The sequence below is a fragment of the Nocardia sp. NPDC004718 genome (assembly GCF_053601535.1).
Genome location: NZ_JBSGCA010000022.1, coordinates 76,406 through 98,635, shown reverse-complemented (window position 1 = coordinate 98,635; position 22,230 = coordinate 76,406). Strand labels below are relative to the sequence as shown.

The 22,230-nt window shown below is 68.2% G+C and carries 25 protein-coding genes; 11 read left to right on the top strand and 14 right to left on the bottom strand.

Annotated features, from left to right (window positions below; translation table 11 throughout):
- The first annotated feature begins 4 nt into the window (after nucleotides 1–4).
- The 6 genes from ACWEH3_RS18625 to ACWEH3_RS18600 all read left to right on the top strand — a co-directional run bounded on the left by ACWEH3_RS18625 (nucleotide 5) and on the right by ACWEH3_RS18600 (nucleotide 8,003).
- Nucleotides 5–1,246, top strand: coding sequence for a uroporphyrinogen-III synthase (locus tag ACWEH3_RS18625; protein WP_452358358.1), 1,242 nt, complete (start codon nucleotides 5–7; stop codon nucleotides 1,244–1,246).
- Nucleotides 1,243–1,992, top strand: coding sequence for a sirohydrochlorin chelatase (locus tag ACWEH3_RS18620; RefSeq protein ID WP_450021677.1), 750 nt, complete (start codon nucleotides 1,243–1,245; stop codon nucleotides 1,990–1,992). The genes ACWEH3_RS18625 and ACWEH3_RS18620 overlap by 4 nt, the downstream gene beginning before the upstream one ends.
- A gap of 675 nt (nucleotides 1,993–2,667) precedes the next feature.
- Nucleotides 2,668–3,165, top strand: a complete 498-nt coding sequence (locus ACWEH3_RS18615) for a pyridoxamine 5'-phosphate oxidase family protein (protein ID WP_452358357.1) — start codon at nucleotides 2,668–2,670, stop codon at nucleotides 3,163–3,165.
- Nucleotides 3,166–3,210: 45 nt separating this feature from the next.
- Nucleotides 3,211–3,618 (top strand): YciI family protein, encoded by a 408-nt coding sequence (locus ACWEH3_RS18610; protein ID WP_450021673.1) that lies wholly within the window; start codon nucleotides 3,211–3,213, stop codon nucleotides 3,616–3,618.
- A complete protein-coding gene (locus ACWEH3_RS18605) occupies nucleotides 3,615–4,760 on the top strand; it encodes an RNA polymerase sigma factor (protein WP_450021671.1) in 1,146 nt (381 codons plus the stop codon). The genes ACWEH3_RS18610 and ACWEH3_RS18605 overlap by 4 nt, the downstream gene beginning before the upstream one ends.
- Before the next feature lie 363 nt (nucleotides 4,761–5,123).
- Complete coding sequence (locus ACWEH3_RS18600) at nucleotides 5,124–8,003, top strand: hypothetical protein (RefSeq protein WP_450021669.1); 2,880 nt, start codon at nucleotides 5,124–5,126, stop codon at nucleotides 8,001–8,003.
- Between the two features lie 50 nt (nucleotides 8,004–8,053).
- Here ACWEH3_RS18600 and ACWEH3_RS18595 read toward each other — a convergent pair whose 3' ends face one another.
- The gene (locus tag ACWEH3_RS18595) at nucleotides 8,054–9,055 is read right to left on the bottom strand and encodes a GlxA family transcriptional regulator (protein WP_450021667.1); all 1,002 of its coding nucleotides are present in this window, start codon (nucleotides 9,053–9,055) and stop codon (nucleotides 8,054–8,056) included.
- A gap of 141 nt (nucleotides 9,056–9,196) precedes the next feature.
- On the opposite strand from ACWEH3_RS18595, the gene ACWEH3_RS18590 reads away from it, so the two are divergent.
- Nucleotides 9,197–10,114: an NAD-dependent epimerase/dehydratase family protein gene (locus ACWEH3_RS18590; RefSeq protein ID WP_450021665.1), complete on the top strand. Its 918-nt coding sequence runs from the start codon at nucleotides 9,197–9,199 to the stop codon at nucleotides 10,112–10,114.
- A 103-nt stretch (nucleotides 10,115–10,217) separates the two neighbouring features.
- Here ACWEH3_RS18590 and ACWEH3_RS18585 read toward each other — a convergent pair whose 3' ends face one another.
- Entirely contained in the window at nucleotides 10,218–10,397 is a 180-nt protein-coding gene (locus tag ACWEH3_RS18585) for a phosphotransferase-like protein (RefSeq protein WP_450021663.1), read from the bottom strand.
- Nucleotides 10,372–12,600, bottom strand: a complete 2,229-nt coding sequence (locus ACWEH3_RS18580) for a hypothetical protein (protein ID WP_450021661.1) — start codon at nucleotides 12,598–12,600, stop codon at nucleotides 10,372–10,374. Before ACWEH3_RS18580 ends, ACWEH3_RS18585 begins: the two co-directional genes overlap by 26 nt.
- Before the next feature lie 455 nt (nucleotides 12,601–13,055).
- Between ACWEH3_RS18580 and ACWEH3_RS18575 the strand changes: the two genes are divergently transcribed.
- On the top strand, nucleotides 13,056–13,388 hold the full coding sequence (locus ACWEH3_RS18575; protein ID WP_450021659.1) for a TfoX/Sxy family protein: 333 nt from the start codon (nucleotides 13,056–13,058) through the stop codon (nucleotides 13,386–13,388).
- Between the two features lie 7 nt (nucleotides 13,389–13,395).
- Here ACWEH3_RS18575 and ACWEH3_RS18570 read toward each other — a convergent pair whose 3' ends face one another.
- Nucleotides 13,396–15,099 (bottom strand): metallophosphoesterase, encoded by a 1,704-nt coding sequence (locus tag ACWEH3_RS18570; protein WP_450021657.1) that lies wholly within the window; start codon nucleotides 15,097–15,099, stop codon nucleotides 13,396–13,398.
- 227 nt (nucleotides 15,100–15,326) lie between these two features.
- A complete protein-coding gene (locus ACWEH3_RS18565) occupies nucleotides 15,327–16,022 on the bottom strand; it encodes a TetR family transcriptional regulator (protein ID WP_450021655.1) in 696 nt (231 codons plus the stop codon).
- A gap of 120 nt (nucleotides 16,023–16,142) precedes the next feature.
- Here ACWEH3_RS18565 and ACWEH3_RS18560 point away from each other — a divergent pair, with 120 nt between their 5' ends.
- Nucleotides 16,143–16,589: a cupin domain-containing protein gene (locus tag ACWEH3_RS18560; RefSeq protein ID WP_450021653.1), complete on the top strand. Its 447-nt coding sequence runs from the start codon at nucleotides 16,143–16,145 to the stop codon at nucleotides 16,587–16,589.
- Between the two features lie 265 nt (nucleotides 16,590–16,854).
- Here the strand turns inward: ACWEH3_RS18560 and ACWEH3_RS18555 are convergent, their stop codons facing one another.
- The 3 genes from ACWEH3_RS18555 to ACWEH3_RS18545 form a co-directional block, all read right to left on the bottom strand.
- Nucleotides 16,855–17,586 carry a TVP38/TMEM64 family protein gene (locus tag ACWEH3_RS18555; protein ID WP_450021651.1) on the bottom strand — a complete coding sequence of 244 codons (732 nt, stop codon included), beginning with the start codon at nucleotides 17,584–17,586 and terminating at the stop codon, nucleotides 16,855–16,857.
- Between the two features lie 270 nt (nucleotides 17,587–17,856).
- Entirely contained in the window at nucleotides 17,857–18,099 is a 243-nt protein-coding gene (locus ACWEH3_RS18550; protein WP_450021649.1) for a hypothetical protein, read from the bottom strand.
- Nucleotides 18,089–18,586 (bottom strand): DNA-directed RNA polymerase subunit beta, encoded by a 498-nt coding sequence (locus ACWEH3_RS18545; RefSeq protein ID WP_450021647.1) that lies wholly within the window; start codon nucleotides 18,584–18,586, stop codon nucleotides 18,089–18,091. Before ACWEH3_RS18545 ends, ACWEH3_RS18550 begins: the two co-directional genes overlap by 11 nt.
- A gap of 264 nt (nucleotides 18,587–18,850) precedes the next feature.
- Here ACWEH3_RS18545 and ACWEH3_RS18540 point away from each other — a divergent pair, with 264 nt between their 5' ends.
- Nucleotides 18,851–19,735, top strand: a complete 885-nt coding sequence (locus ACWEH3_RS18540; protein ID WP_397276747.1) for a helix-turn-helix domain-containing protein — start codon at nucleotides 18,851–18,853, stop codon at nucleotides 19,733–19,735.
- Nucleotides 19,725–19,907, top strand: coding sequence for a DUF397 domain-containing protein (locus ACWEH3_RS18535; RefSeq protein WP_397276749.1), 183 nt, complete (start codon nucleotides 19,725–19,727; stop codon nucleotides 19,905–19,907). Before ACWEH3_RS18540 ends, ACWEH3_RS18535 begins: the two co-directional genes overlap by 11 nt.
- A 76-nt stretch (nucleotides 19,908–19,983) precedes the next feature.
- On the opposite strand, the gene ACWEH3_RS18530 is transcribed toward ACWEH3_RS18535, so the two are convergent.
- The 6 genes from ACWEH3_RS18530 to ACWEH3_RS18505 are packed head-to-tail and all read right to left on the bottom strand — an operon-like array spanning nucleotide 19,984 to nucleotide 22,227.
- Nucleotides 19,984–20,283: a gas vesicle protein K gene (locus ACWEH3_RS18530; RefSeq protein ID WP_355079762.1), complete on the bottom strand. Its 300-nt coding sequence runs from the start codon at nucleotides 20,281–20,283 to the stop codon at nucleotides 19,984–19,986.
- The gene (locus ACWEH3_RS18525) at nucleotides 20,276–20,491 is read right to left on the bottom strand and encodes a gas vesicle protein (protein ID WP_355079760.1); all 216 of its coding nucleotides are present in this window, start codon (nucleotides 20,489–20,491) and stop codon (nucleotides 20,276–20,278) included. Before ACWEH3_RS18525 ends, ACWEH3_RS18530 begins: the two co-directional genes overlap by 8 nt.
- Nucleotides 20,488–21,273: a GvpL/GvpF family gas vesicle protein gene (locus ACWEH3_RS18520; RefSeq protein WP_450021643.1), complete on the bottom strand. Its 786-nt coding sequence runs from the start codon at nucleotides 21,271–21,273 to the stop codon at nucleotides 20,488–20,490. The genes ACWEH3_RS18525 and ACWEH3_RS18520 overlap by 4 nt, the downstream gene beginning before the upstream one ends.
- Complete coding sequence (gene gvpJ / locus ACWEH3_RS18515; protein WP_450021641.1) at nucleotides 21,270–21,656, bottom strand: gas vesicle protein GvpJ; 387 nt, start codon at nucleotides 21,654–21,656, stop codon at nucleotides 21,270–21,272. The genes ACWEH3_RS18520 and gvpJ overlap by 4 nt, the downstream gene beginning before the upstream one ends.
- Nucleotides 21,653–21,973 carry a gas vesicle protein GvpO gene (gene gvpO, locus ACWEH3_RS18510; RefSeq protein WP_450021639.1) on the bottom strand — a complete coding sequence of 107 codons (321 nt, stop codon included), beginning with the start codon at nucleotides 21,971–21,973 and terminating at the stop codon, nucleotides 21,653–21,655. The genes gvpJ and gvpO overlap by 4 nt, the downstream gene beginning before the upstream one ends.
- Before the next feature lie 20 nt (nucleotides 21,974–21,993).
- Entirely contained in the window at nucleotides 21,994–22,227 is a 234-nt protein-coding gene (locus ACWEH3_RS18505; protein ID WP_450021637.1) for a gas vesicle protein GvpG, read from the bottom strand.
- Between the last annotated feature and the right edge of the window lie 3 nt (nucleotides 22,228–22,230).

Here is a 22,230-nt window from a genome sequence, read left to right as displayed (position 1 = left end):
CCCAATGACAACAGTTGACACGGGTGCGAGCCTGGCCGGATTCACGGTGGGCATCACGGCGGCCCGTCGGGCGGAGGAATTCGCCACACTGCTGGAACGCCGGGGCGCGAACATCGTTTCCGCACCGGCAATCCGCATCATCCCGCTCGCCGACGACAACGAGCTGGAGCGGGTGACCCGGCAGCTGGTCGCCGATCCACCGCAGATCACCGTGGCCACCACGGGAATCGGCTTCCGCGGCTGGATGGAGGCCGCCGAGGGCTGGGGCCTCGCCGAGGACCTGCGCGTGACCCTGGGGACCACCCGGATGCTCGCCCGCGGCCCGAAGGCCAAGGGCGCCATCCGCGCCGCGGAACTGCGCGAAGAGTGGTCGCCGGCCTCCGAATCGTCCGCCGAAGTGCTCGATCACCTGCTCGCCGAGGGCGTGGAAGGGGTTCGGATCGCCGTGCAGTTGCACGGGGCCACCACCGAGTGGGAGCCGGTGCCCGACTTCTGCGAGGTACTGCGTTGCGCGGGAGCGGATGTCGTGCCGGTGCCGGTGTATCGCTGGGTGCCGCCGGACGACCAGGGGCCGATGGACCACCTGATCGAGGCCATCGTCACCTCGGGCATGGACTGCGTCACCTTCACCAGCGCCCCCGCCGTGGCGTCGATGTTGATGCGCGCCAAGGAGACCGGGTTGCTGGAAGGGCTGCTGTACGCGCTGCGCGGCCGGGTGCTGCCCGCCTGCGTCGGCCCGATCACGGCCGCGCCGCTGGAGGAACTCGGGGTGCCCACCTCGATGCCGGGCCGGGCCCGGCTGGGCGCGCTGGCCCGCCACGTCGCCGAGGAACTGCCCAGGCGGGCCAACCGGATTCACGCCGCAGGCCACATCATCAGCGTGCGCGGCGCGTGCGTAGTGGTCGACGGTGAGGTGCGTCAGCTGGCGCCCGCGCCGATGGCGTTGATGCGCTCGCTGGCCCGCCAGCCCGGCCGGGTCGTCTCGCGCGAGGACCTGTTGGCCGCGCTGCCCGGCGGCGGGGACGACACGCACGCGGTGGAGACCGCCATCGCCAGGCTGCGCGCCGGACTCGGCACGCCGAAAGCGATCCAGACCGTGGTCAAACGTGGGTATCGGCTCGCGCTGGACCCGGCGGAATGTATCGACAACAACCCACGGCCCACCGCGACAGGAGGACCACAGGTGCCCGGAGTCGGAATTCCGACCCGGGCACCTCGGTACATCCAGACTGCGGGGAGCTGGTGACCGCGCCCGCCCTGGTGCTCGTGGCCCACGGGACCCGCAGCGCCAAGGGCGTGCAGATGATCGCGGCGCTCGCCGAGGCCGTGACGAAGGAGCTCGGTGCCGGGATTTCGGGGCCCGGCACCGAGACGCCTCGGGTGCGTACGGCTTTCGTGGACGTGCTCGGCCCTTCGCCTTCGGAGGTGCTGCGCGATCTGGTGACCCCGGCCGGGGAATCCGTACCCGCCGTAGTGGTTCCGGCGTTCCTGGCCTCGGGTTATCACGTCTACCAGGACGTGCCGCGAGAGGTCGCCGAGAGCGACCATCCCGCGGTGACGGTCACGCCCGCCATGGGGCCGGATCCGGCGCTCGCGCGGATCATGGCGATGCGTCTGCGTGCCGCAGGTTGGCGCCAGGGTGACGCGGTGGTCTTCGCCGCCGCGGGCTCCTCGGACGCCCGGGCCCGCCAGGATGTCCGGCGCGCGGCCGCGCTGCTGGCCGAACGCCTCGGCGTTCCGGTCCGTATCGGCTACGTCGCGACCGGTGCGCCGCGGGTGCCGGACGTCGTCGCGGAACTGCGCGTTGCGGGGGCGGGCCGGGTGTTCGTCGCCTCCTATCTGCTCGCGCACGGGCTGTTCCAGCAGCGTCTGCACGAGGCTGGCGCGGACGGCGTCGCCGAACCCATCGGCGTGCACCCGGCGGTGGTCCGGTTGATCGCCGAGCGTTACCGGGTCGCCGCTGGCGAGTCGGTGCGGGCGCGGGTTCGCTGAGCATCGGCCTTCCACCGCCGCGGAATCGGTGGCGCGAGGACGCGAGCTGGCGCGATCGATGCCGTTCGATCGATTCGAGTACCGGTAGTTGCCGCGCCGAAAAATAGCGATGTTCGGCCTATCTCCTGGTAGCGGGCGATTCGTTGGGTCGGGCCAGCTGGAGTTCGCGGAACTGGACGTTTCCTGCTGGCGCGGGCGGTTCGCCGACGTTTCTGTTCCGGCTGGCGTGTGAGTACCCGAGCGTGGTGCGGGTGATCCGGCCGAGGCCGGAGACGGTGGTGCGCCAGGTCGCACACCCATGCCCAGCAGGAACCCGTGACCGTCGGCGCACAAGGTCACGCCGAAGCGATGCGGCGAGCTGAACGCGCTGCCAACCGTTCCTCGCCACGATGGGCCGCCGCGTGAACCGGCAGTTGCTGCTGCTCTCCTCAACCGATCCGCAGATCCCGGGCGAGCGGATCGGCACTCTGTTCCGCGGCGAGCGCATAGGGTGGGCGCGGCTGCGGATGGCGATCGCGGAGGTCAAGCCTAGTTGTAGGGTGTCGTGGCGATCGAGCCCAGAAATTTTCAGAATTGGTGCGCTCCGGATGTCGAGAACGTCCGGTCGGCTCCGTCCCAGGGATACGAGCGGCTACGGACATGTCGCTCGACGACCCCGACGTAGGAGCGATCACCATGCGACCGACCGAGATCACCGAGATCCTGAACCGCCCGATCAGCCAGGAGCTGCTGGCCCGCGACCTGACCCGCCTGGCCTATGTCGCCACGGACGGCACACCGCGCAGTATCCCGATCGCCTTCACTTGGAACGGCTCGGAGATCGTGCTGTGCACCAGTAAGAACGCTCCGAAATTATTCGCACTGCGCAAGAACCCGATGGTTGCCCTGACCATCGACACCGAGGTCCACCCGCCCAAGATGCTGCTCGTCCGCGGGCGCGCCGATCTGGACGTCGTCGACGGCATCCCGCAGGAGTATCTCCAGATGAACGGCAGCTACGAGATGACACCCGAGCAGCGCGTCGAGTGGGAGGCCGAGGTCCGCTCGCTCTACGACGGCATGGTCCGGATCGTCGTCACCCCGACTTGGGCGAAACTCATCGACTTCGAAACCACCCTGCCGAGCCCAGTCGAGGAGTTGATCCGGCAACGGGCCGAACGTCAGCACGCCTGAGAGCGACGCGGCAAGAATGGGCACTACCGATCCAAGGAGAAGATGATGGCCAAGTATCTGCTGCTCAAGCACTACCGAGGCGCACCGGCACCGGTCAACGACGTGCGGATGGACCAGTGGACCCCGGAGGAACTCGCGGCCCACGTCCAGTACATGCAGGACTTCGCCGCGCGGCTCGAGGCCACCGGCGAGTTCGTCGACAGTCAAGCGCTCTCCCCGCAGGGCACGTTCGTCCGCTCGGACGGCGAGGGCCGCCCGCCGGTCACCGATGGACCGTTCGCCGAGACGAAGGACCTGATCGCCGGCTGGATGGTGATCGACGTCGAGACCTACGAGCGCGCACTCGAGCTGGCCGCAGAGCTGTCCGCGGCACCCGGTGCGTGCGGGAAGCCGGTCCAGGAGTGGCTCGAGGTGCGGCCGTTCCTCACCGCGCTGCCCACGGTCAGCGAGTGAACGAGTCGCTGCTGCGGGAACTCGTGCCCGCGGTGATCGGTGTCCTCGTCCGGCGCGGAGCCGACTTCGCGTCGGCCGAGGATGCCGTGCAGGAGGCGCTGATCCGCGCGCTGCGAAGCTGGCCGGACGATCCACCGCGCGATGCGAAAGCCTGGCTCGTCGCGGCCGCCTGGAACAGGTTTCTCGATGTCGCCCGGGCCGAAACCTCGCGGCGCGGGCGGGAACTCGCCGTGGAGGTCGAGCCGCCGACCGGCCCGGTGCCGGGCACGGACGACACACTGTGGCTCTACTTCCTGTGCGCGCACCCGTCGCTGTCGCCCGGCTCGGCCGTCGCGTTGACGCTGCGCGCGGTCGGCGGCCTGACGACGCGGCAGATCGCGACGGCCTACCTGGTGCCCGAAGCGACCATGGCACAACGGATCAGCCGGGCCAAGCGGCGTATCGCGGGGCTGCCGCTCGATCGACCCGGCGATCTGGCGACGGTGCTGCGCGTCCTCTACCTCGTCTTCAACGAGGGTTACGGCGGGGACGTCGATCTGGCAGCCGAAGCGATCCGCCTCACCCGTCAGCTGGCAGGCTCCACCGACGAGCCCGAGGTCGCGGGCCTGTTGGCGCTCATGTTGCTGCACCATGCCCGCCGCGCGTCTCGCCTCGGCCCTGGCGGTCGCCTGGTGCCGCTCGGCGCACAGGACCGATCCCGTTGGGACACCGGCCTGATCGCCGAAGGAGTGACGATTCTGCAAGCCGCGCTGGCTCGCGACCGCTTGGGCGAATACCAAGCGCAGGCCGCGATCGCCGCCCTGCACGCGGATGCGCCGAGCGCCGCCGAGACGGACTGGGTGCAGATCGTGGAGTGGTACGACGAACTACTGCACCTCACGGGTAGCCCGGTGGTGCGACTCAACCGCGCGGTCGCCGTCGGCGAGGCCGACGGACCGCAAGCCGGGTTGGCAGAGCTGAGCAAGGTGGATTCCGATCTGCCCCGGTACACCGCCGTTCGCGCCTATCTCCTCGAACGCGCCGGCGACCTCGAGCAGGCCGCCGACCTGTACGCCGAGGCATCCCGAGCAGCCACCACCGCGCCCGAACGCGACCACCTCACCCGCGAGGCAGCGCGGGTGAGGCAGTCACTGCGTTCGTGAACGCGGGTCGGTCACCCACACCGGCATCCTGATCGCGGGTATGAACGCCTCCACCGACGTGGTCATGGACCACTTCTACCGCCGAAGTCCGCGGGAACGCGCGAGGCCGTCGCCACACGGTGCGTCGCCCAAGACGTTCGCGGCATGACGTGCTGGCCGAACGCCGAATCGCCGGTCCTCGTCTCATATCGGCGAAAACGATTGCAGGACTGATCTTCTGGTATCGAGTTCCGAACGCTGACGCGGTGGTTGAATCGATGTCGAGGCGAGTGCAGGAGCCGCTACGATCGGGAGAGGGGACCTGATGCCGGTGGGAGGCATGGCTCGTGGTGGCGCGAACGCGGTAGGACGCGAGGAGCGGTTGTGCGTCCGGCGCTGAGGCGTCGCACCACACGTGCGGACACCGGATACGGCGCGTTCCTGTCCTACAGCGGCGACCGGGACCGTGCGGTGCTTCCGCTGGTCCAGAACGCGATCGAAAAGCTGCCACGACCGTGGTACCGCTTCCCGCGCATGCGCGTCTTCCTCGACTACAGCGGTGTCCCGATCGGCCCGAAACTGTGGGACAAGATTGTCGCGGGCCTGTCGCGTTCCGAGTGGCTCGTCGTGGTGGCCTCACCCGAGGCTGCCGGCTCCAAATGGGTGGACCGCGAAATCGAGTGGTGGCTGGCGAATCGGTCTCCCGAGACGATATTGCTGGTCCTCAGTGCCGGGTCCCTGTTCTGGGACGAAGAAGCCGGGGATTGGGACCGGGCGCGCTCGACCGCGCTACCGCCACGCCTGTTCGGTGTTTTCGCGTCCGAACCCGTATACAAAACGCTCAAATGGCGTGCGGATGCGAACGGAGTCCCGCGTCCGGACATCGACGCCATCGCGGTCGGCATCGCCGCGGTGATTCGCGGCGTCTCCGAGGCCGACGTCAAATCCGAGGGTTACCAGCAGACCAAGCGGAACTTGCGCTGGGCGAGAACCGCCATCGGCGCGTTGGTCATCTTGCTCGTCGTGGCGCTGATCGCGGCGGTCGTGGCTCGGGTGCAGAGCAATCGCGCCGAGGAGCAGGCCAGGATCGCCACGGCGCGGCTCATGGCCTCCGTCGCCGACACCAGGATGGCCACGGATGTCCGCGCGGCCCTGCTGCTGGCCGTGGCGGCGTACCGTCTCGACCCGAGTCCACGTCACCAAGCCGCCCTGCTGCGCGCGAATCTCGCCAGTCCGAAAGTCGCTCGTTACGTTGCGGCACCTGCGGAGGTCACGGCCTTGCAGAGCAGCGCCGACGGTCGAACCGTCGTTGCCGGGCTCGCCGATGGACAAGTCGTGACATGGGCGCCGGGAGGCTCGGTGACGACCTCGGTCGCGCGTTTGCCCGGCGAGATCCGCTCGCTGGCCGTCGCCGCGGACGGCCGGACGGTTCTCGCCACGGATGGCGCCTCGATCACACTGTGGGGCGGCAACTCCGGTCGGCCGGACTTCGGCGTGCCCGACGCGAGCGAAGTCGATGTCGTCGCCGTATCCGCGTCCGGGAAGTTCGGTGCGGTCCATCGCAGGCAGACCAAGGCGGCGGAAGGCACCCCGGGGACGGTCGACATCATCGACAATGCCGCCGGACGGGTCCTCTCGTCACATCCGATCGACCGAGCGGTGACGAGCATGGTGTTCACCGACGACACGGCGTTGCGTCTGCTCGAAACCGACGGCAAGGCATGGCAGATCTCGCTTCACGGCGGCGCCGACCGGGATCTTTCACCTCTCGACACCGGCAACGCCTGCGGCGACGGCCAAGATGTCGGGGACTTGTCGCCCGACGGGTCCTCGTTCACCTGCGCCGTCTTGCCCGGTATTCCGGCGCCGGTTTTCCGGCTGCGTCCGACTCCGAGCGCTGTGCGCCCAGAGCCCGGATATGTGGGCGTCGCGATGCCGAGGCGATCGGCTCCCGCCGTGCTCAGCCACTCGGCGCGGACAGCAGCGGTGCCCAGTGCCGACGCCGGGTTCTATGTCGGGCCCGTCACCGGCGAGCCGAGGCCTCCGGAGCCGCCACCGCTGATCGCCGGTACCGCCGTAGATTCCGACCGGAAGCTACTGCGTTTCCTCGGGACCTCCGAAACGCAGCTGGTTTCGGCGTCCGGGCGACTGATCACCCTGTGGAATCTCGCGCAGCGCGACCGGCTGGCGAAATCTTTTGCGGTGCCGATCGTCAAAGGATGCAATTCTTGTCCGCCCAGCTTGTCGCTGTCCCCGGACGGGCGCACCGCGGTAATCACCGGCCAGGACAAAGATCCGGGAGAATCGGCGCTCAACAGTGACGTGGTGATCATTCAACAGCTCGGGCCGGACGCCTCCCGGCAGCTCTCCATACCGGGACTATCCGGGAAACTCGCCTGGCGCGCGGATGGCACCATGCTGGCAATCGCCGCGAATCCGGCATCCGGCTACGAGCGACGTGTATCCGCGCACAAACCCCAGGTGGAGGCTCCGTTCGAGGTCACGGTCCTGTCCTCGCCACCACCGCAGGTCAGCGTCGAGGCGGCCGGTGTGTCGCCCGTATCACCGACCGCTGTTTCTCTCGACAGCAGGGGACGGGCGTATCTGCACGATCTGGCCACCGGCGGCATCAATTCGGAATTCCTCCCGCTGGGCGGCGCGGTCGACACAGACCATGTCGTCGAAGCGGGAATCGACGCGGCCGGAGAGTTCCTGGTCATGCGCGATGCCGACCACATATCGGTCTATGACTTGGCGCGAGAGCAAAACGCGCACGATATCGACGGCAACGACGCGCAGTCGGTGTTGTTCGCCGGACGGCATCTGCTGATCCGCCGGAAGGACAGCATCGAGATCTGGGATCGGACCGGCTCGCATCGAGAGCGGACGATCCCGTTCCGCAGTACTCGGAACTCGGCCGCGCAGCTCGCCGCCGCTGCGGACGCGAACGTGGTCGTCGCGAAAGACGAGGCAGGCTATCTGACTGTTTTCGCCGCCGACGGCACGAATCTGGGTGAACTCGAGCCTGATTCCGTTTGGCACGTCCCATCCGCCGTCGCCTTGTCCGCTGATGGACGGTATCTCGTGACGGTGAATCCCGGTCCCGCGTTCTCCGGCGGCGTCGATGGAGCGCTGATCGAACGGGACATCTCACCGGACGGCCTGATCCGGGCCGCTTGTGCGCATGCTGGTCCGGATCTCACCGGCGCCGAATGGCACGCCTTGATGGGAGTTGCGCGTCCCGCGCAAGCCCGCTGCCCGTAGGGCGCGTTCGACTGCCGCCGGCGTTTTGCTCAGTCGGCGTGACGGCCCCTTCATGGGCTAGTCGGTCTTCCGGTGCCGACCGCGCTGTCCGCGAAGTCCGGGTGTGCCGGCGACCGGGTGAACGACGCCCGATAGCTGCTCGGTGGCACTCCGACGTGCCGGATCATGTGCTGGCGCAGCGACTCCGCCGAGCCGATGCCGCTGTGCCTGGCCACCTGGTCCATCGGCAGCGTCGTGGATTCCAGTAGCTCCCTGGCGCGTTGCAGGCGCTGGTGCAGCAGCCATTTCTGCGGGCTGAGGCCGGTCTCCTCGTGGAAGCGGCGGGTGAGCGTGCGCACGCTGGTGCGGGCGTGGGCGGCCAGATCGTCCAGCGATAGCGGTAGGTCCAGCCGTCGCAGCGCCCAGGCGCGGGTGTCGGCGAGCGTCACGCCGTTCTCCGCGGGCAAGGGCGCGTCCACGAACTGGGCTTGGCCGCCGGGTCGCACCGGGGTGACGACGGCCGCGCGCGCGGCGGCGTTCGCGACGGTCGCGCCGTAGTCGGCGCGGATGAGATGCAGGCACAGGTCGATTCCGGCCGCCGCGCCCGCGGCGGTGGTGATCGGGCCGTCTTCGATGAACAGCGCGTCACTGCGGACGGACACGTCCGGGTGGTTCGCCGCCAGTTCGTCGGCGAGAGCCCAGTGTGTGGTGGCGGTGCGGCCGGACAGCAGACCGGCCTGCGCCAGCACGAAGGCGCCGCTGCAAATCGAGGTGACGCGCTTGCCCGCGGCCACCGCGCGACGCAGGGCGGTCAGCGTGGCGGCGTCCGCGTCGGCGCGGCTTCCGGTGCTCGGCACGATGACGATGTCCGCCTCATCGATCGCCGCCAAGCCCCGGGAGACGACCACGTCGAATCCACCCAACCCTGCGGGCAGCACGCCGGGCACGGCGGTGCACACCACGATGCGGTAGCCGGGCTCACCGTCGACCATCGCCGCGCCCAGCACCGTTTCGGGCATAGCCAGGTCGAAAGCTTTCACCGGAGGAACCGCGACGACGGCGACAGTCTGCATGGCCTGATCCTTGGGATAGTTGGCAATCCAGCCAGTAGCTTACCCGCCGCCGCACCGGCAGGCTGAGTAGCGCACGACCGGCGAACGGCATCCCGAGTGCCGCAGGTCGTGTGGAAACACTTGTCGCAGAGAGGAATACGCATGCCTTCGCATGTCATCGTCGGACGTGGCGCCACCGCTTCGGCCACCGCGGCGCTACTGGCCGGGTCCGGCGACCGGGTACGCATGGTCAGCCGCAGCGGCGCGGGGCCCGAGCACCCGAACATCGAACGAATCGCCCTCGACGCCCTGGACGCGGACGCGCTGACCGCTGTTGCCGAAGGCGCCGAAACCCTGTTCAACATGGCCATGCCCGCGTATCACACCTGGCCGGAGACCATCCCGCCGTTGTTCGGGTCCATTCGCTCCGCCGCCGAGCGGTCCGGTGCGAATTACGTGATGCTCGGCAACCTGTACGGCTACGGTCCCGCCGACGGGCCGGTCACCGAGCAGTCACCGCTCGTGGCCACCGGGCCGAAAGGGCGGGTTCGCGCCCGCATGTGGCGAGAAGCGGAAGAGGCGCACCGGGCGGGCCGGGTGCGCGTCACCGAGGTACGTGCGTCGCAATTCATCGGTCCCGGCGCGATATCGGTGTTCTCGCTCCTCGCCCAGCCGAAGATCTCGGCGGGGCAGTTGGCGCTGCTGCCGCAGGAACTCGACCTGCCGCACGCCTACACCGCGGTCGGCGACGCGGCGGCGGCAGCGGTCGCCGTCGCCCGCGACGAGCGCGCGTGGGGCAGGCCGTGGCATGCGCCGAGCATCACCGCGACCGCGCGGGAGCTGGCCGGACGATTCGCCGCGGCGGCCGGGGCGCCCGAGCCGCGGCTGGCGGTCATGAGCGATCGCGAACTGACGCTGCTCGGCCTCACCGACCCGTTCTGGCCGGAGTTGTTCGAGACCTACCACATGTCGCACGCGGCCTTCACGGTCGACGACTCGGCCATCCGCGACACCTTCGGCCTGAAGGCATCCGACCCCGACGAGGTGTTCGCGCAGGTGGTGCACCCGGCTCGAGGGTGATCCGGGACCACGCCGTGCTGGGACCGCACATCGTGGCGGTGCGGTGAGGTCGAGATCTTCGCCGACAGGTGAGGACCCGCGCCGGCGCTCGCGCGGACATCGGTCAGGAAGGCATCGCCTTCCCCGCGAACTGCTGTCGTCGCAGGACAATCCTGGCCAGTTCGGCCGGGGTGCCCGTACTGGTGTCGACGATCGTGTCGTAGGCGGCGCCGTGGTCGTGCACCGCGTGAAAATGGCCGCGCGCCGAGCCCGGCTCGCTACGGATTCCAGGGGTCGAGTCCACCGTCGGGATCCAGGTGATCGAGGTTGGCGACGCGCCTGGCCGATCGCATGAGGGCTTCGCGGTTGATGTCGTTCGGGTTCGCGTAGTACTCCCTGGCCGCTTCCTGGTGCATGGTCGCGACCCGGTGGCCGATCGCCCACCGGGTGTCACGGCCCGCGCCGTCCCACTCGTCCGGGGTGATCGCCGCGCGCAGCGCCCGGTCCGAATGCCAATTCTGCTCGACCCGCTGCACGAACGCCTGATCGATGTTCGCGTTGGGGGCGGGCGCGTTGGAGTGCCGGACGAAGCTGTCCGCGGCGATCACCGCCTGGGCGGCGAAGGCATCGTGCGCCTCGTGGCCGACGTGGTTGTCCACCGCCCACGCCGCCGCGATCGCCTTCTGCAACGGCGCGAAGCTGTACGGGTTCTGCGATGCCGTCGACTCCTGGACGGAGTATGCGGTCAGCGCATTGGTGACCCGCTCGTGACTCGCGCCGGAGGACAGCAGGACAGCATGGATGCGCGAATCGGGAACCTTGTTGTCGCGCAATACTTTCAAAGCCCGCGACACGCCGATTTGGGTGTGTATGCCCCCGACCTGCTGGGCCGCGTCGACCGCCACACCACGCCAGTTGGTGCGGGACAGCTGATGCTCGACGTACCCCGCTTCGCGGCTGGCCAGGATCCTTCTGGTGGATCGTTCGATCGTCCGTCGGGTGCTGGAGAGCGGATTGAACGGATTGACCCGCCCGCCCGCCAGCCAGGCCGTTACCGGCGAGGAGTTGATGGTGTTGAGCGTGGAGAGTGGAGTCACCCATCCCATACCGGGCGCGGACTTCCCACCGCCGCCGCCACCGCCGCCCATGCCGAGGGCGGTGCCGGCGCTGCTCCCGGACTTGCTCCCGCTGCCCTGCATCGCGAGCGCGAATCGGTTGGCGATCCAGTCGTTGCCCCGGCTGAAACCGCTGCTGAGGCGTTTGAGCTGGAAGACGGCGACGATCTCCACGGTGCCCGCGATGATGATCACCGCCATGACCTGTCCGCGCGCCTGCGCGAACAGATTGCCCATGAACAAGACGTAGACCCCGAGGAATATGGTGTACGCCGTCATTCGTGCCGCCGCGACGAAACTGTCGACGACATTGCGTACCAGGAACGTTTGCGTCGGGCCGTACACGAATCCGCCCGCCGCGAAGCCGAATATCGACATGAACCCGTGATAGATCGTGTCCAGCGCGGCCTTGATGACCTTCATACCGAGGTACATCGCGAAGGCCAGCAGGATGCCGCCGCAGACCAACAGCATCAGGCCCGTGGCGACCTGCCCCATGGAGGGATTCTCGGCCTTCGCGCGCGCGGCGCTGTCTCCGCAGGACTTCAGGCCGTTGATCACCCGGGAGTCGTCACCTGCCGCCACCCCCGACGACCACGCCGATCGGCAGGCGGGCCGCTGGTCCACTGTGTGCCCGAAATTCCACACCTGTAGCGGCTGCCGGGCGAAATTGTCGGCCAGGTCGCTCTGCATCGTCGCCACCAACTGGGTCGGATTCGGGTCGGCGTTCCCGTTCAGACCGGCGGCCACCGAGATCCCGAGATCGCGGCCCTGGGCCAGCAACCCGTGCGAGGACAGCACATCCGCGAGAGGCTCGGCGAGGAACAACGGACCCAGCAGCGCGACGCCCACCATCGTCACCACCTGCATGGTGGCCTTCGCGTGGTAGCCGCGCGCGATGAACCATGCCACGCAGACCGCGCCGATGGTCGCCGCGGTGCCCAGCATGATCGGCGTCGCGATCTGACCGGTGAGAGCGTCGGCCACGCCGCGCAACGCCGCACTGAACATGTCCAGCCACCGGAAGCTCAACGCGTAACCGATCAACCAGATCGCCGTCGTCACGATGGCGATGTAGCCGATGAACTCCAGGCCAAGCACGGCCCACAGAATGGTGGCGCGCGGCTTGAACAGGCTCTCGTCGCCGGTCGCGAATCGGTAGTCCGACAGCGGGATGCCCGACGAGTCGTGAATGTTCATCCAGCTGAGCCCGTCGATGCCGGAGGTTCCAGAAGTGCTGCCCGCCGCGTCTTGGGCGACGGCCAGCGCACCGAGGAAGCCCGGGAACACGAAGAGTGCGAAGAGAGTGAGGGCGGTCCAGATCGCCCGCCGCCATGTGCCCGTCCAAGAACCGGGCCACCAGTTCGGCGCACCGGCGAGCAACGCGGTCACGGCTGTGGGGAACTCGCGGGGGACTCCGATCGAATGCCGCTCGGTCGAACTGAGGCGGACAGTGCGTGATCGCACCGCCTGGGGGCAGATGTGCACGAAAGAGTCCTTCGTCCCGTCTGTGGGGGCGCAGTCGACTGCGAATTCCGAAACGGGTTGCACGCGAGCGTCAATGGCATCTCGCCTCCGTCTCACGTCCTGTATTACAGACAGGGACGGAAACATCCGCCTGAACGTCCAATGACATTCAGGCGGCTCGGGAGTGTACGTACGCACCTCGGCCGTCTACTTACGAAGTGCGCCAAATCGACTGGTATACAGAGCGTTTCAGCGCGACTGGCCGCCTTCGGTGCAGCGCACGTCACCGGTGTCGCGGTACTCGACCTGGACGGCGACCGGGGGAGGACACGCGGTCGTTGATCGCCCGACTTGTCGTACACCAGGTGAACAATGCCGTCATGGCATACGACGAGGAGCTGGCCGAGCGAATCCGGGAACTGATCGCACCCGGCCCCGAACTCACCGAGAGGAAGATGTTCGGCGGCCTGGCCTTCTTGATCGGCGGCAATATGGCGGTGGCCGCCAGCGGGCAGGGCGGTCTGCTGGTGCGGGTCGATCCCGACGAGGGCGAGCGGCTCCTCGGTGACACGGTGGGGCCCATGGTCATGGGCGGGCGCGAAATGGCAGGCTGGCTGCGGGTCACCGCCGTCGACGACGACGAAGTGCTGCGGGAATGGGTCGAGCGCGGCGTCGCCTACGCCCGGACCCTCCCACCCAAAACGAAGAAGTAGCCCCCGCTCAGGCCCTGACCTGCCGCCGGAACAGCACACGGTCGAATTCGCGTCCGTACTCGTCGACCGCGACCACGTCCATTTCGCTGGCGAACACGCCCGGCCGGACGTCGACGCGCAGGAACGAGTAATTCCGGAAGCGGACCCGCGACCACGGCGCGGCTTCGTCCTGCTTGCCGCCGCCCGGGGTCCACACGTAGCTGTTCGGCACCGTGGTGTCGGCCAGCTCGTTGCCGCGGAAGGTTTCCCGCGACCCGGGCTGGAACTCGTAGCGTGGGCGTCCGCCGCCGCCCACGGTGTAGTAGACGGTGCCGTCGGTCTCCGGGTAGACGATCGAGTTGTCGCCCGCGACCTTCGTCGCCTGCCCGCCGCGCAGCGGATCGGTGCGCTCGTAGACGTGATTGTGCCCCTGCAACACCAGGTCGACTTGGTAGCGGTCGAAAAGCCCGACCCACGCGTCACGCACACCGCCGTCGCTGGCATGCGATTCGGTGGTCGAATACGCGCAGTGGTGGAAGAAGCAGACGATGAAATCGATGTCGGGGTCGGCGCGGTGGGCGGCCAGGGTGCGTTCCACCCAACTCGTCTGTGCCCAGCCGGAGTAGCCGCTGTTCGCCCGGATCTCGTAGGTGACGTCGTTGGCGTCCAGCGAGAGCACCGCGACATTGCCGTAGGTGAACGTGTACGCGGACGGGCAGCCCGCCGGACCGTTGCCGGGGAAGTCCAGGCGCGCCAGATGCCCGCCGTAGCCGTGGTCGCCGTAGGTCGCCTCCATGTCGTGGTTGCCGGTGGCGAACATCCACGGTGTCTGGGCGGCGCTGGGCTCGATGGCGTTGAAGTAGACGTCCCAGACGTAGGGGTTGTACTTGTCGAAACCGCTCGCCTGCTGCGCTCCGTGCGCCGCGAACTGCCCCGGCTTGCCCGCGCCGGACGGGTCGGCGTAGGCGATGTCGCCTGCGAGGATGTGGAAGTCCGGCCGGGCGGCGGCGATCTGGCGCAGCACGTTGCTCGCGTGCGGCGCGGCCGGATCGTTGTCGGCCTTGTAGTACTTGTCGTCGTAGTCGCCGGGAGCGACGCCCTCCGGCAGCGCGGGCGTTTCGTCGGTGCCCTGATCGCCCATCATGGTGAACCGGAACGGAAGGACCGCGGGGCGTGCGCTGGGCATCGCGGGTGCGGCGGCGCGGATGTCGCCGACGAATCCGTCGGAGGTCCGCCACCGGTAGAAGTGCGGGACCCGTCCGGGCAGGCCGTCCACCGGTGCGTGGACGTAGAACTGTTCGGCCGCGAGCACGCCGCCGTCGGCGGTGGGCAGCTGGGTGAGCAGGTTGCGCACCTCGGCTTGGACCGTCGCGCCCAACGCCGGTGTCGGTCCGTGGTCGAGATACACCGTGGCGCCCGCCGGACGCCGCGAGAGCTGCGCCGCGAAACGCAACTGGCTGGCCGCGTCCGGCCCGAAGGCGACGCGCCGTCCACCCACCGCGAGCTGGGCCTCGTCGGCGTAGGCGCGCCTGCCGAACGGCGTCGTGCCGACCACGGCCACCGCTGCCGCCGCAGCGGCGCCGCGCAGCACGTTGCGCCGCGACACCGGGCGACGGCGCAGGTAGGCGCGGTGCCATTCGTGCTGCTCGGGCATGGTCATGTGGGCAGCGAGATGGCCGGGAATTCCGGTGTCCGGAATGTCGCCTGCTGGATTCAGCGGTGTGGACGGCATACCGCAGATGCTGTACCGGCACGGCGCACGGAGCAACTCGACATCGCACCGCACGCGGGAATACCTCGTGAACAGTCGGTTTCGCCGTTCAGGTTTGTTCTATTTGTCGGAAATGCGCTGAATGCGTGATGCCAGAACGTATTTCACCGGTGACCGGCCTGGGTTACCGAGTCGGATGGTCGATGGCCAACGGGCCGCGCCCAGCGGCCGGGCCGCGGCCGACCCGTCTACGCCGGTGGCCGATCCGTCGCGTCCGACGACTGTTCTGGCTCCGTGGAAGTGCCGGGGGAGAACGGGGAGACCAGCGAAGCGCTCCACGGGCACCCCGGCGCACCCGGCCGCGCGGACCCGGCGGCGGCCGCCAGCGGTTCGTTGTTGCCGGTCAGCCTGCGGACAGTGCGCTCCATGGCGGGCAGGATCTCGGCGATATCGAGATCGGCGTTCGCGAAACGGCCGATCAGCGCGTAGATCATGTTGGTCAGCACGAGCGCGACGTCGGCGGCGTAGTCGGGATCGACATCGGCCAGCAGGGCGCTCGCGGCGGGCAGCACGGCGTCGAAGCCTTGCGCGTCGAGTCGTCGGCCGCCGGGGCCGGACCGCGCGCGATAGTAGGCCTCGAGCATCCGGGGATTCCGTTCCCACGGCTCGAACACGTAACGCATCAACCGCACCAGGCCGTCGGCCAGCCTCTCGCCTGCGATGGACGGGGCAGGGGCGGCGTAGGTGTTGGTCGCCATCCATCGCTCGACGGCGGCGAGCATCAGATCGTCGCGGGTGGGGTACCGCTTGTAGACCGTGGCCAGCGAGACGTGCGCGTTGCGGGCGACCGCGCGCAGTTGGACCGCGTCGTAGCCGTCCGATTCGAGCATCGACACGACGGCGTCGATGATCTTCGCCGTCGAATCTTTTTCTGTCCGGGCCACGTACGTACGGTAATCCAGGATCCGAGCGCGGACACTCGTCACCACGGCGGCGGGATGCCGGTCAGCGAAGGGCGGCGACCGACTGTTCCGGTGCGCCGCCGCCGTCGCTAAGCTGCCAGGATGACGCTCTTTCTCCGCGTCGCGGTGGCGCCCGTGGTGCTCGCCGGCGCCCTGGTGGGTGCGGCGCACGCCGAGGCGACGCCCGGTAGCGACATCACCGCCGTCACCCTCGGTCAGGCGCAGATTCCCGCCGGGCTGGTGCCGTTCGTCGCGGGCACCGATCTGGTCGTTCGCGAGATCACCATCGGCCCCGGCGGCTCCACCGGTTGGCACTACCACCTCGGTCCGGTCTTCGGCTTCGTGCGGTCGGGCACGCTCACCCATCCCGGCCCCGACTGCGACGCTCCGGTCTTCCGCACCGGCGAGTTCATCTACGAGCCCGCGGGCGAATGGAACGTGCACGTCGGCCTGAACCGCGGCACCGAACCGCTCGTCCTCGACGTCGTCTACGCCCCACCCGCCGGCGAGCCGCTGTTCGTCGACGCACCCGCCCCGGCCTGCGCGTAGCGCCTCGGTCGTATGGGCGACGCCGTCTCGTCCTGTGAGCCCCGATCGGGTCCATCCGGAAACGGTGGTCGGGGGCGGACCTCGACGCTCAGCCGCCCGTCGTAGGCGAATTCGTGCGAAACGTATTGCGCGGTAAACGTTTCACGGACACCCCGTCGACGTCACCGAAGAACGGCTCCATATCGGCGTTTGGGACCTGACCTCGAACCGATCCCGATAGCGGCTCGCCGCGCCCGCCGGAGAGTGCTCGCTGGTGGCCGCGGACTCATTCGCCCGGCTTCGGGCGGCCTTCCGGCGCGGCTTCGGACTCGCGGTTTTCGCCGCTCCGCCAGCTGCGATATCCGCGATGCGCGGCGAAGGCTCCGATGATCGCGGTGGCGCACCATACCGCGATGGCGGTGTAGGCGAGCGGGGCCGACAGGTCGCCGATCGATGCGCCGAGAGCGGTGTAGACGAATGCCCGTGGAGCCGAGCCGATGAAGGCGCCCACGGCCATCTGCCACAACGGGACTCCGAACGCGCCGAATACGTACGACGCCAGTGCATCCGAGATGCCAGGGACGAAGCGCTGGCCGACGACGGCCCACAGGCCGCGCCGCTCGATCTGCGCGTCGATGCGCTCGGCACGCTCCGGGCCGAGCAACCCGCGCGCGCTTTCGCGGCCTGCCCGCCGCCCGAGGAAACTGGTGATGGTCGCCGTGCCCACCGCCGAGCCCAGCGTCACGAACGTCCCGACCAGCGGCCCGAACAGCAGACCGCTCCCGGCGGCCAGCATCGGGCCGGGCACGAAGATCGCGCCGAGCACCGCCGAAGCCACCAGGTAGGCGAAGGGGGCCGCAGGACCGGTCGCCGCGATCGCATCGCGCACGCCCCCGATGTCGATCACTCCCGCGACGGCGACCAGATAGAACATCCCGACCAGGAACACCACGAACAGCGACAGCCGCACAATATGCCGCCGTCGACCGGTGGGGAAGGATCCGTCGTTGTCCGTCATGCTGCCCGCAATCCTGCCTCGAGCCGGCCGGGCACTCGTATCGAGGTTGTCTGCGGCCGCCGGAGTCGGGTTCCAGGTACAGGCGTTCGTTCGGTAGGCGACGTAGGCCGCTGGTGTCGGCCATGGCCACGGTTACGGCATCGGTGTAGCGCCGGGTCTGGTGTTCCTGGACGAACAGCAGGGCGGCGGTGAGGCAGGCGACGAAGTCGAAACGCATGCCGTGCAGGAATATCGACAGGCGGACGTCGGGTTCATCGGGCCGTGGGGATGTCACAGCTGCTCCGGTTCGCGGTCGCGGAAGTAGCGGAAGTCGTCACGGCTCACGATCACGGCGGCGACGAACGTGGAGCAGGTGAGGTAGTCGCAGGCGCGATGCAGGTCGAGGGCTCGGAGCGCGTTCTTGCGGCCGGATACCGGCCAGTGTGGGTTGTCGTGGGCGAATCGGGTCCGCAGTGAATGCGGTCGGCCGTTGGCGTCGTTAGGGAAGAGCCCCACGAGACCGTCATCGGGCACGGGACACCACCCGGAATCCCCGATGGCGGTTCGGCATCTGATCAGCCCACGCTCGAATGGTCTCCAGCACAACGCGCCCCGAAGGTCGATACGGTCCGCGCGGCGGCACTATCCACTGGCGGATCGCGCCGGAAGCGGCGGTGGGCGAGGGGAGTGCGATCGTCGCTCCGGACCGGGCCACGCTCACGTCCAGCCGGAACAACTCCGCGAACAGCCGGTCGTCGTCCGGCAGGTCCGCCACGATGAGGAACGTCCAGCGGTCCGAACGTGAATGTGCGACAACGGGTCCGAGCAGTTCGCCCCGGCTCTGCATGTGGGCTTTCGTTGCTTGCCCCAAACGCGTGGGCATCGTCACCCCGCACACGTACCCGGCACGCAGGATGATCCGCCCCAACTCGGGCGGGTCGATCACAGCGGGTAGATCGCACTCGCGCCGGTAGTAGTCGCACCTGGATCGCGGTGTGTCCCCGAATGATTGCATCGCCATCTGCGCTCCCCTCAGATCTGTTGCTGGAAGTTGCGACTCTGTCCCGGCCAAACCGCTATGCGGACGGCGGAAGGAACGTCGGAGCGCTTCGAACTACGTCCGACCAGGCGCTCACCCAAGGGAACCGCTGTCCATCCGTTCTCTGCAAGTGCTCCATGGGTTTTCATGGAGAGTTTTCGCAAACTGCCAGACAGTTTGTCGTGAGTGCCCGAGACTTTTCTCATCACAGGAACCAGTCACGGGCGCAATGGAAAGAGAGGAAGCGTGTCCGACGACATCGAGACGACACTGCCCAGACGTCAGCTCGGCCGGTACTTGCGGGAGGCTCGGCAGGCGGCGAATCTGACGCTCGAACAGGTCGGGCCGATGATGCAGTGGTCGACAAGCAAGCTTCAGCGTGTTGAGAAGGGGCAGTCGCCGAAGGTTCGGGAACTTGATGTCGAGGCCCTATGCCGCATCTACGATGTTGCCCCGGACCTGACGGCTGCCCTCAAAGGGCTGGCGCAGCAGGCGACGGCCAAGTCGTGGTGGCACGCGTTCGACGACTTGATCGAAGGAAATTTCAATCTGTATGTCGGCCTCGAGTCCAGTGCGCACCAACTGGCCTTATACAGGCCTGACATCGTGCCCGGCATTCTTCAGACTCCGGACTATGCGCGCGTGCTCGATCGCGCGTACTTCCCGGACGAGCCGGTAGAAGATCTCGAACGACGAGCGCAGTTGCGACTCAAGCGGCAAGCCCTGATTCACCGCAAGACCCAACCTGCCAGCGCCACAGTCATCCTGAACGAGGCGGCCATTCGTTACGTTGTGGGCGGCCCCAAGGTCATGGGAGGTCAAGCACGGCATCTCGCAAATATGCCGCCTAACGTGGCAATCCGTATCCAACCGTTCTCATCGGGCTTCCCTCTCGGTATCGCTCCCGGGCCTTTCGTCATCCTGGACTTCGGTCTCGACACAAAAGGGCGCGAAGCTGCTCCCAGCGTGGTCTACGTGGAGTCTTATGCGGGGGACATGTACCTCGAACGTGCAAAAGATGTCGGGAGGTATCGTCAGGCGTACAACGTCATCCAGCAGTCCGCCCTGGATGTGCCGACGAGTAAGAGCCTGCTGCGACAGGTGGCGAGGGAGTACGACAGTGAACGCTGACTTGTCCGGGGCGAAGTGGTTCAAGAGCAGCCGCAGCGGTGGGGGCAAGGAATGCGTAGAGGTCGCCCATCTGGCAGGAGGCATGGTCGGCGTCCGAGACTCCAAGAACCCGACCGGCCCAGCGTTGGTGTTCACACCCGCCGCCTGGGACGCCTTCACCGCTGGCATCTGACACTTCAAGATCAACGGCACATGGCTGTGGCGTTTGCCGAGAAGACCTCTCGCTCATGTGCCGTTGATCTTGATGTTCAGGGTGGGTCGCGGGGGAGGAGGGTGCCTAGGGGGCCCAGGTCGATGTTGAGGTCTTCGGGGGTGAGGCCGAAGTGGTCGCGGAGTTCTTCCATGCGTTGTTCGAGGAGCATGAGGGTGGTGCCGATGCGTTCTATCTGGGTGTCGGTGAGGTCGCCCGCGTCTACGCGGCGGAGTGCTTGGCGTTCCATGAGTTGGCGGAGGAGCTCGACCAAGGTGAGGACGAGGCTGACCAGGCCGCGCTCGACGGATTCGGGGTCGGTGTCGATACGCGGTGGGATGCCGCCGAATTCAGTCATCGCCGGGTGCCTCCAGCGCGTGCAGCGGTCCGGAGAGGGTGCTGATCGAGGAGATCAGCGCCCGCAGCGAGATCTGGACCAGGTCGACGTCCGCGATGGCGAGCTTGATGTCGCCGGAGATCACCACGCCGCCGGCCAGCACCCGATCCAGCAGATCGACCAGCGAGACCCGGCGCTCGTCGTCGACCTCCCGTGTGGCCCGGCTCATGCCAATTCTCGTTCCACGCCCGCGAACGAATACGGCGGCCACGGGCCGGTGAGTTCGAGGCGGATACCTGGGAATTCGTCGCCGAGCACCGTGACGGTGGTGGCGAAGTCGTCGGTGCGGTCGTCGTCCACGAGGTAGGTCCCGTTGAGCACCAACCAATCACGACGGCCACTCAGCGCCGGGTCGGTCAGCGCCTGACGCCGCCCCGCCGCCGCGTGCTGGAGCAGGCGGGTGTGGATCTCTTCGGCGCGCTGGGCCGCGTCGCGTTCGATGGTTTCCCGCGCGGACAGTTGCGCCCGGCGCCGGGCCAGATACGCGGCTCCCGCGCCCTTGCCTTCGCTCGCGGTGCGGGACTCGGCCACGGCGGCGGTCAGGGCGGCGCGGTCGCCGTAGACCTTCACGCCCCACTCGGTGCGGCCGCTCACCAGCTCCAGCGCGGCGGCGAAGTCCGCTCGCCGCTCGGTCAGCAGGTCGCGCACGCGGTCGTCGTCGAGGAAGACGGTGGCCAGCCGCAGCGGGACGGTCGGACCTCGTCGCACCAGGCTCGATACGACGGCGTCGTGCGCACGGGCCGTCCCTTCCAGCCAGTCGAGGTCCTCCAGATGCGCCCGCAGCGGCTGCTCTCCGAACACCTCGAGCGGCACCGAGCCGACGATCGCCGTCAGCCCGTCCACGACCACCGTGCGGACCGGCTCGCCCGCGACTCCGGTCAGCTCGCCCAGCTCCTCGCCGCCGCAGCCGGGCGTCACCGCGTACAGCCAGACCCCGAGATCCTCCGTCACGACCGCTCTTCCCTCGGTTGGCGGCGACGTTCGATGCGTTGCGGTGGTTCCTTGGCAGCCTCCAGTTCCGCGATCCGGTCGCGCAGCTTCTGATTCTCGAGTTCGAGATCGTGATCCTGCCGCTCCAGCGTGCGGGCCTTGCTGTTGAGCCAGGGATCGGTCTCCCACCAATCGATGCCCACCGACTTGGCCGTCTCCAAGGACGCGATCACCAACCGCAGCTTGATCGTGAGCAGTTCGATGTCGAGCAGGTTCACCTGGATGTCGCCCGCGATGACCAAGCCTTTGTCGAGCACTCGCTCGAGGATGTCGGCGAGATTGGTCGACGAATGCCCGCCTCCGTACGGCTGCGGTGCGGACGATCCGCCGGGCACCACCGTCATGACCGAGCCCTTCCGATGTCGGTGCTGCCGCGGGCGTAGCGTCTGGTTCTGCGATAGGCCAGCAGGTTCCCGTCGAGATCGATCTCGACCTCGTAGAGCGCGAGGATGTCCGCCGAGGACGGGATGCGGCGGTCCTCGAGCACCTCGATCTCCACCAGCCAGCCGTCCTCCGTCGGCTCCATCGAAGTGACCCCCTGCACCTCTTTCGACGTCAGTTCCACCAGGTTCTCCACCGCCATCGCGGCGGCCTGCGCCGGGCTGGGAGGGGGCTCGTCGGAAGCCGAGTCGACGTCCTCGGAAGCGGTCTTGCGTGCCACGCGCGGTCACTCCTTCCGGATCACGCGCGGCGACCGGTCATGCGGTCCAGGACCGCCTGCTGCGCTTGTCTGCGCTCCTCTTCGGACAGCTGACCGGCTGCCGCGGCCGCGTCGATCTCCTCGAGTTCCCGACGCATGACGGTGGGATCCCGCATCTTCTGCTCTACCTGATCCTGGATCAACTCGCCCAGCCAGATCACGCCGCGTACCGGGGCTACGGGCAACGTCAGGATTGATGTGATCACACCGAACATGCC

Excerpts from the sequence above, each read along its gene's own strand:
- ACWEH3_RS18625 (WP_452358358.1), top strand. The coding sequence starts at position 5 with ATGACAACAGTTGACACGGGTGCGAGCCTGGCCGGATTCACGGTGGGC.
- ACWEH3_RS18615 (WP_452358357.1), top strand. The coding sequence starts at position 2,668 with ATGCGACCGACCGAGATCACCGAGATCCTGAACCGCCCGATCAGCCAG.
- ACWEH3_RS18610 (WP_450021673.1), top strand. The coding sequence starts at position 3,211 with ATGGCCAAGTATCTGCTGCTCAAGCACTACCGAGGCGCACCGGCACCG.
- ACWEH3_RS18595 (WP_450021667.1), bottom strand. The coding sequence starts at position 9,055 with ATGCAGACTGTCGCCGTCGTCGCGGTTCCTCCGGTGAAAGCTTTCGAC.
- ACWEH3_RS18590 (WP_450021665.1), top strand. The coding sequence starts at position 9,197 with ATGCCTTCGCATGTCATCGTCGGACGTGGCGCCACCGCTTCGGCCACC.
- ACWEH3_RS18575 (WP_450021659.1), top strand. The coding sequence starts at position 13,056 with ATGGCATACGACGAGGAGCTGGCCGAGCGAATCCGGGAACTGATCGCA.
- ACWEH3_RS18570 (WP_450021657.1), bottom strand. The coding sequence starts at position 15,099 with ATGCCGTCCACACCGCTGAATCCAGCAGGCGACATTCCGGACACCGGA.
- ACWEH3_RS18560 (WP_450021653.1), top strand. The coding sequence starts at position 16,143 with ATGACGCTCTTTCTCCGCGTCGCGGTGGCGCCCGTGGTGCTCGCCGGC.
- ACWEH3_RS18555 (WP_450021651.1), bottom strand. The coding sequence starts at position 17,586 with ATGACGGACAACGACGGATCCTTCCCCACCGGTCGACGGCGGCATATT.
- ACWEH3_RS18545 (WP_450021647.1), bottom strand. The coding sequence starts at position 18,586 with ATGGCGATGCAATCATTCGGGGACACACCGCGATCCAGGTGCGACTAC.
- ACWEH3_RS18530 (WP_355079762.1), bottom strand. The coding sequence starts at position 20,283 with ATGACTGAATTCGGCGGCATCCCACCGCGTATCGACACCGACCCCGAA.
- ACWEH3_RS18525 (WP_355079760.1), bottom strand. The coding sequence starts at position 20,491 with ATGAGCCGGGCCACACGGGAGGTCGACGACGAGCGCCGGGTCTCGCTG.
- gvpJ (WP_450021641.1), bottom strand. The coding sequence starts at position 21,656 with ATGACGGTGGTGCCCGGCGGATCGTCCGCACCGCAGCCGTACGGAGGC.
- ACWEH3_RS18505 (WP_450021637.1), bottom strand. The coding sequence starts at position 22,227 with ATGTTCGGTGTGATCACATCAATCCTGACGTTGCCCGTAGCCCCGGTA.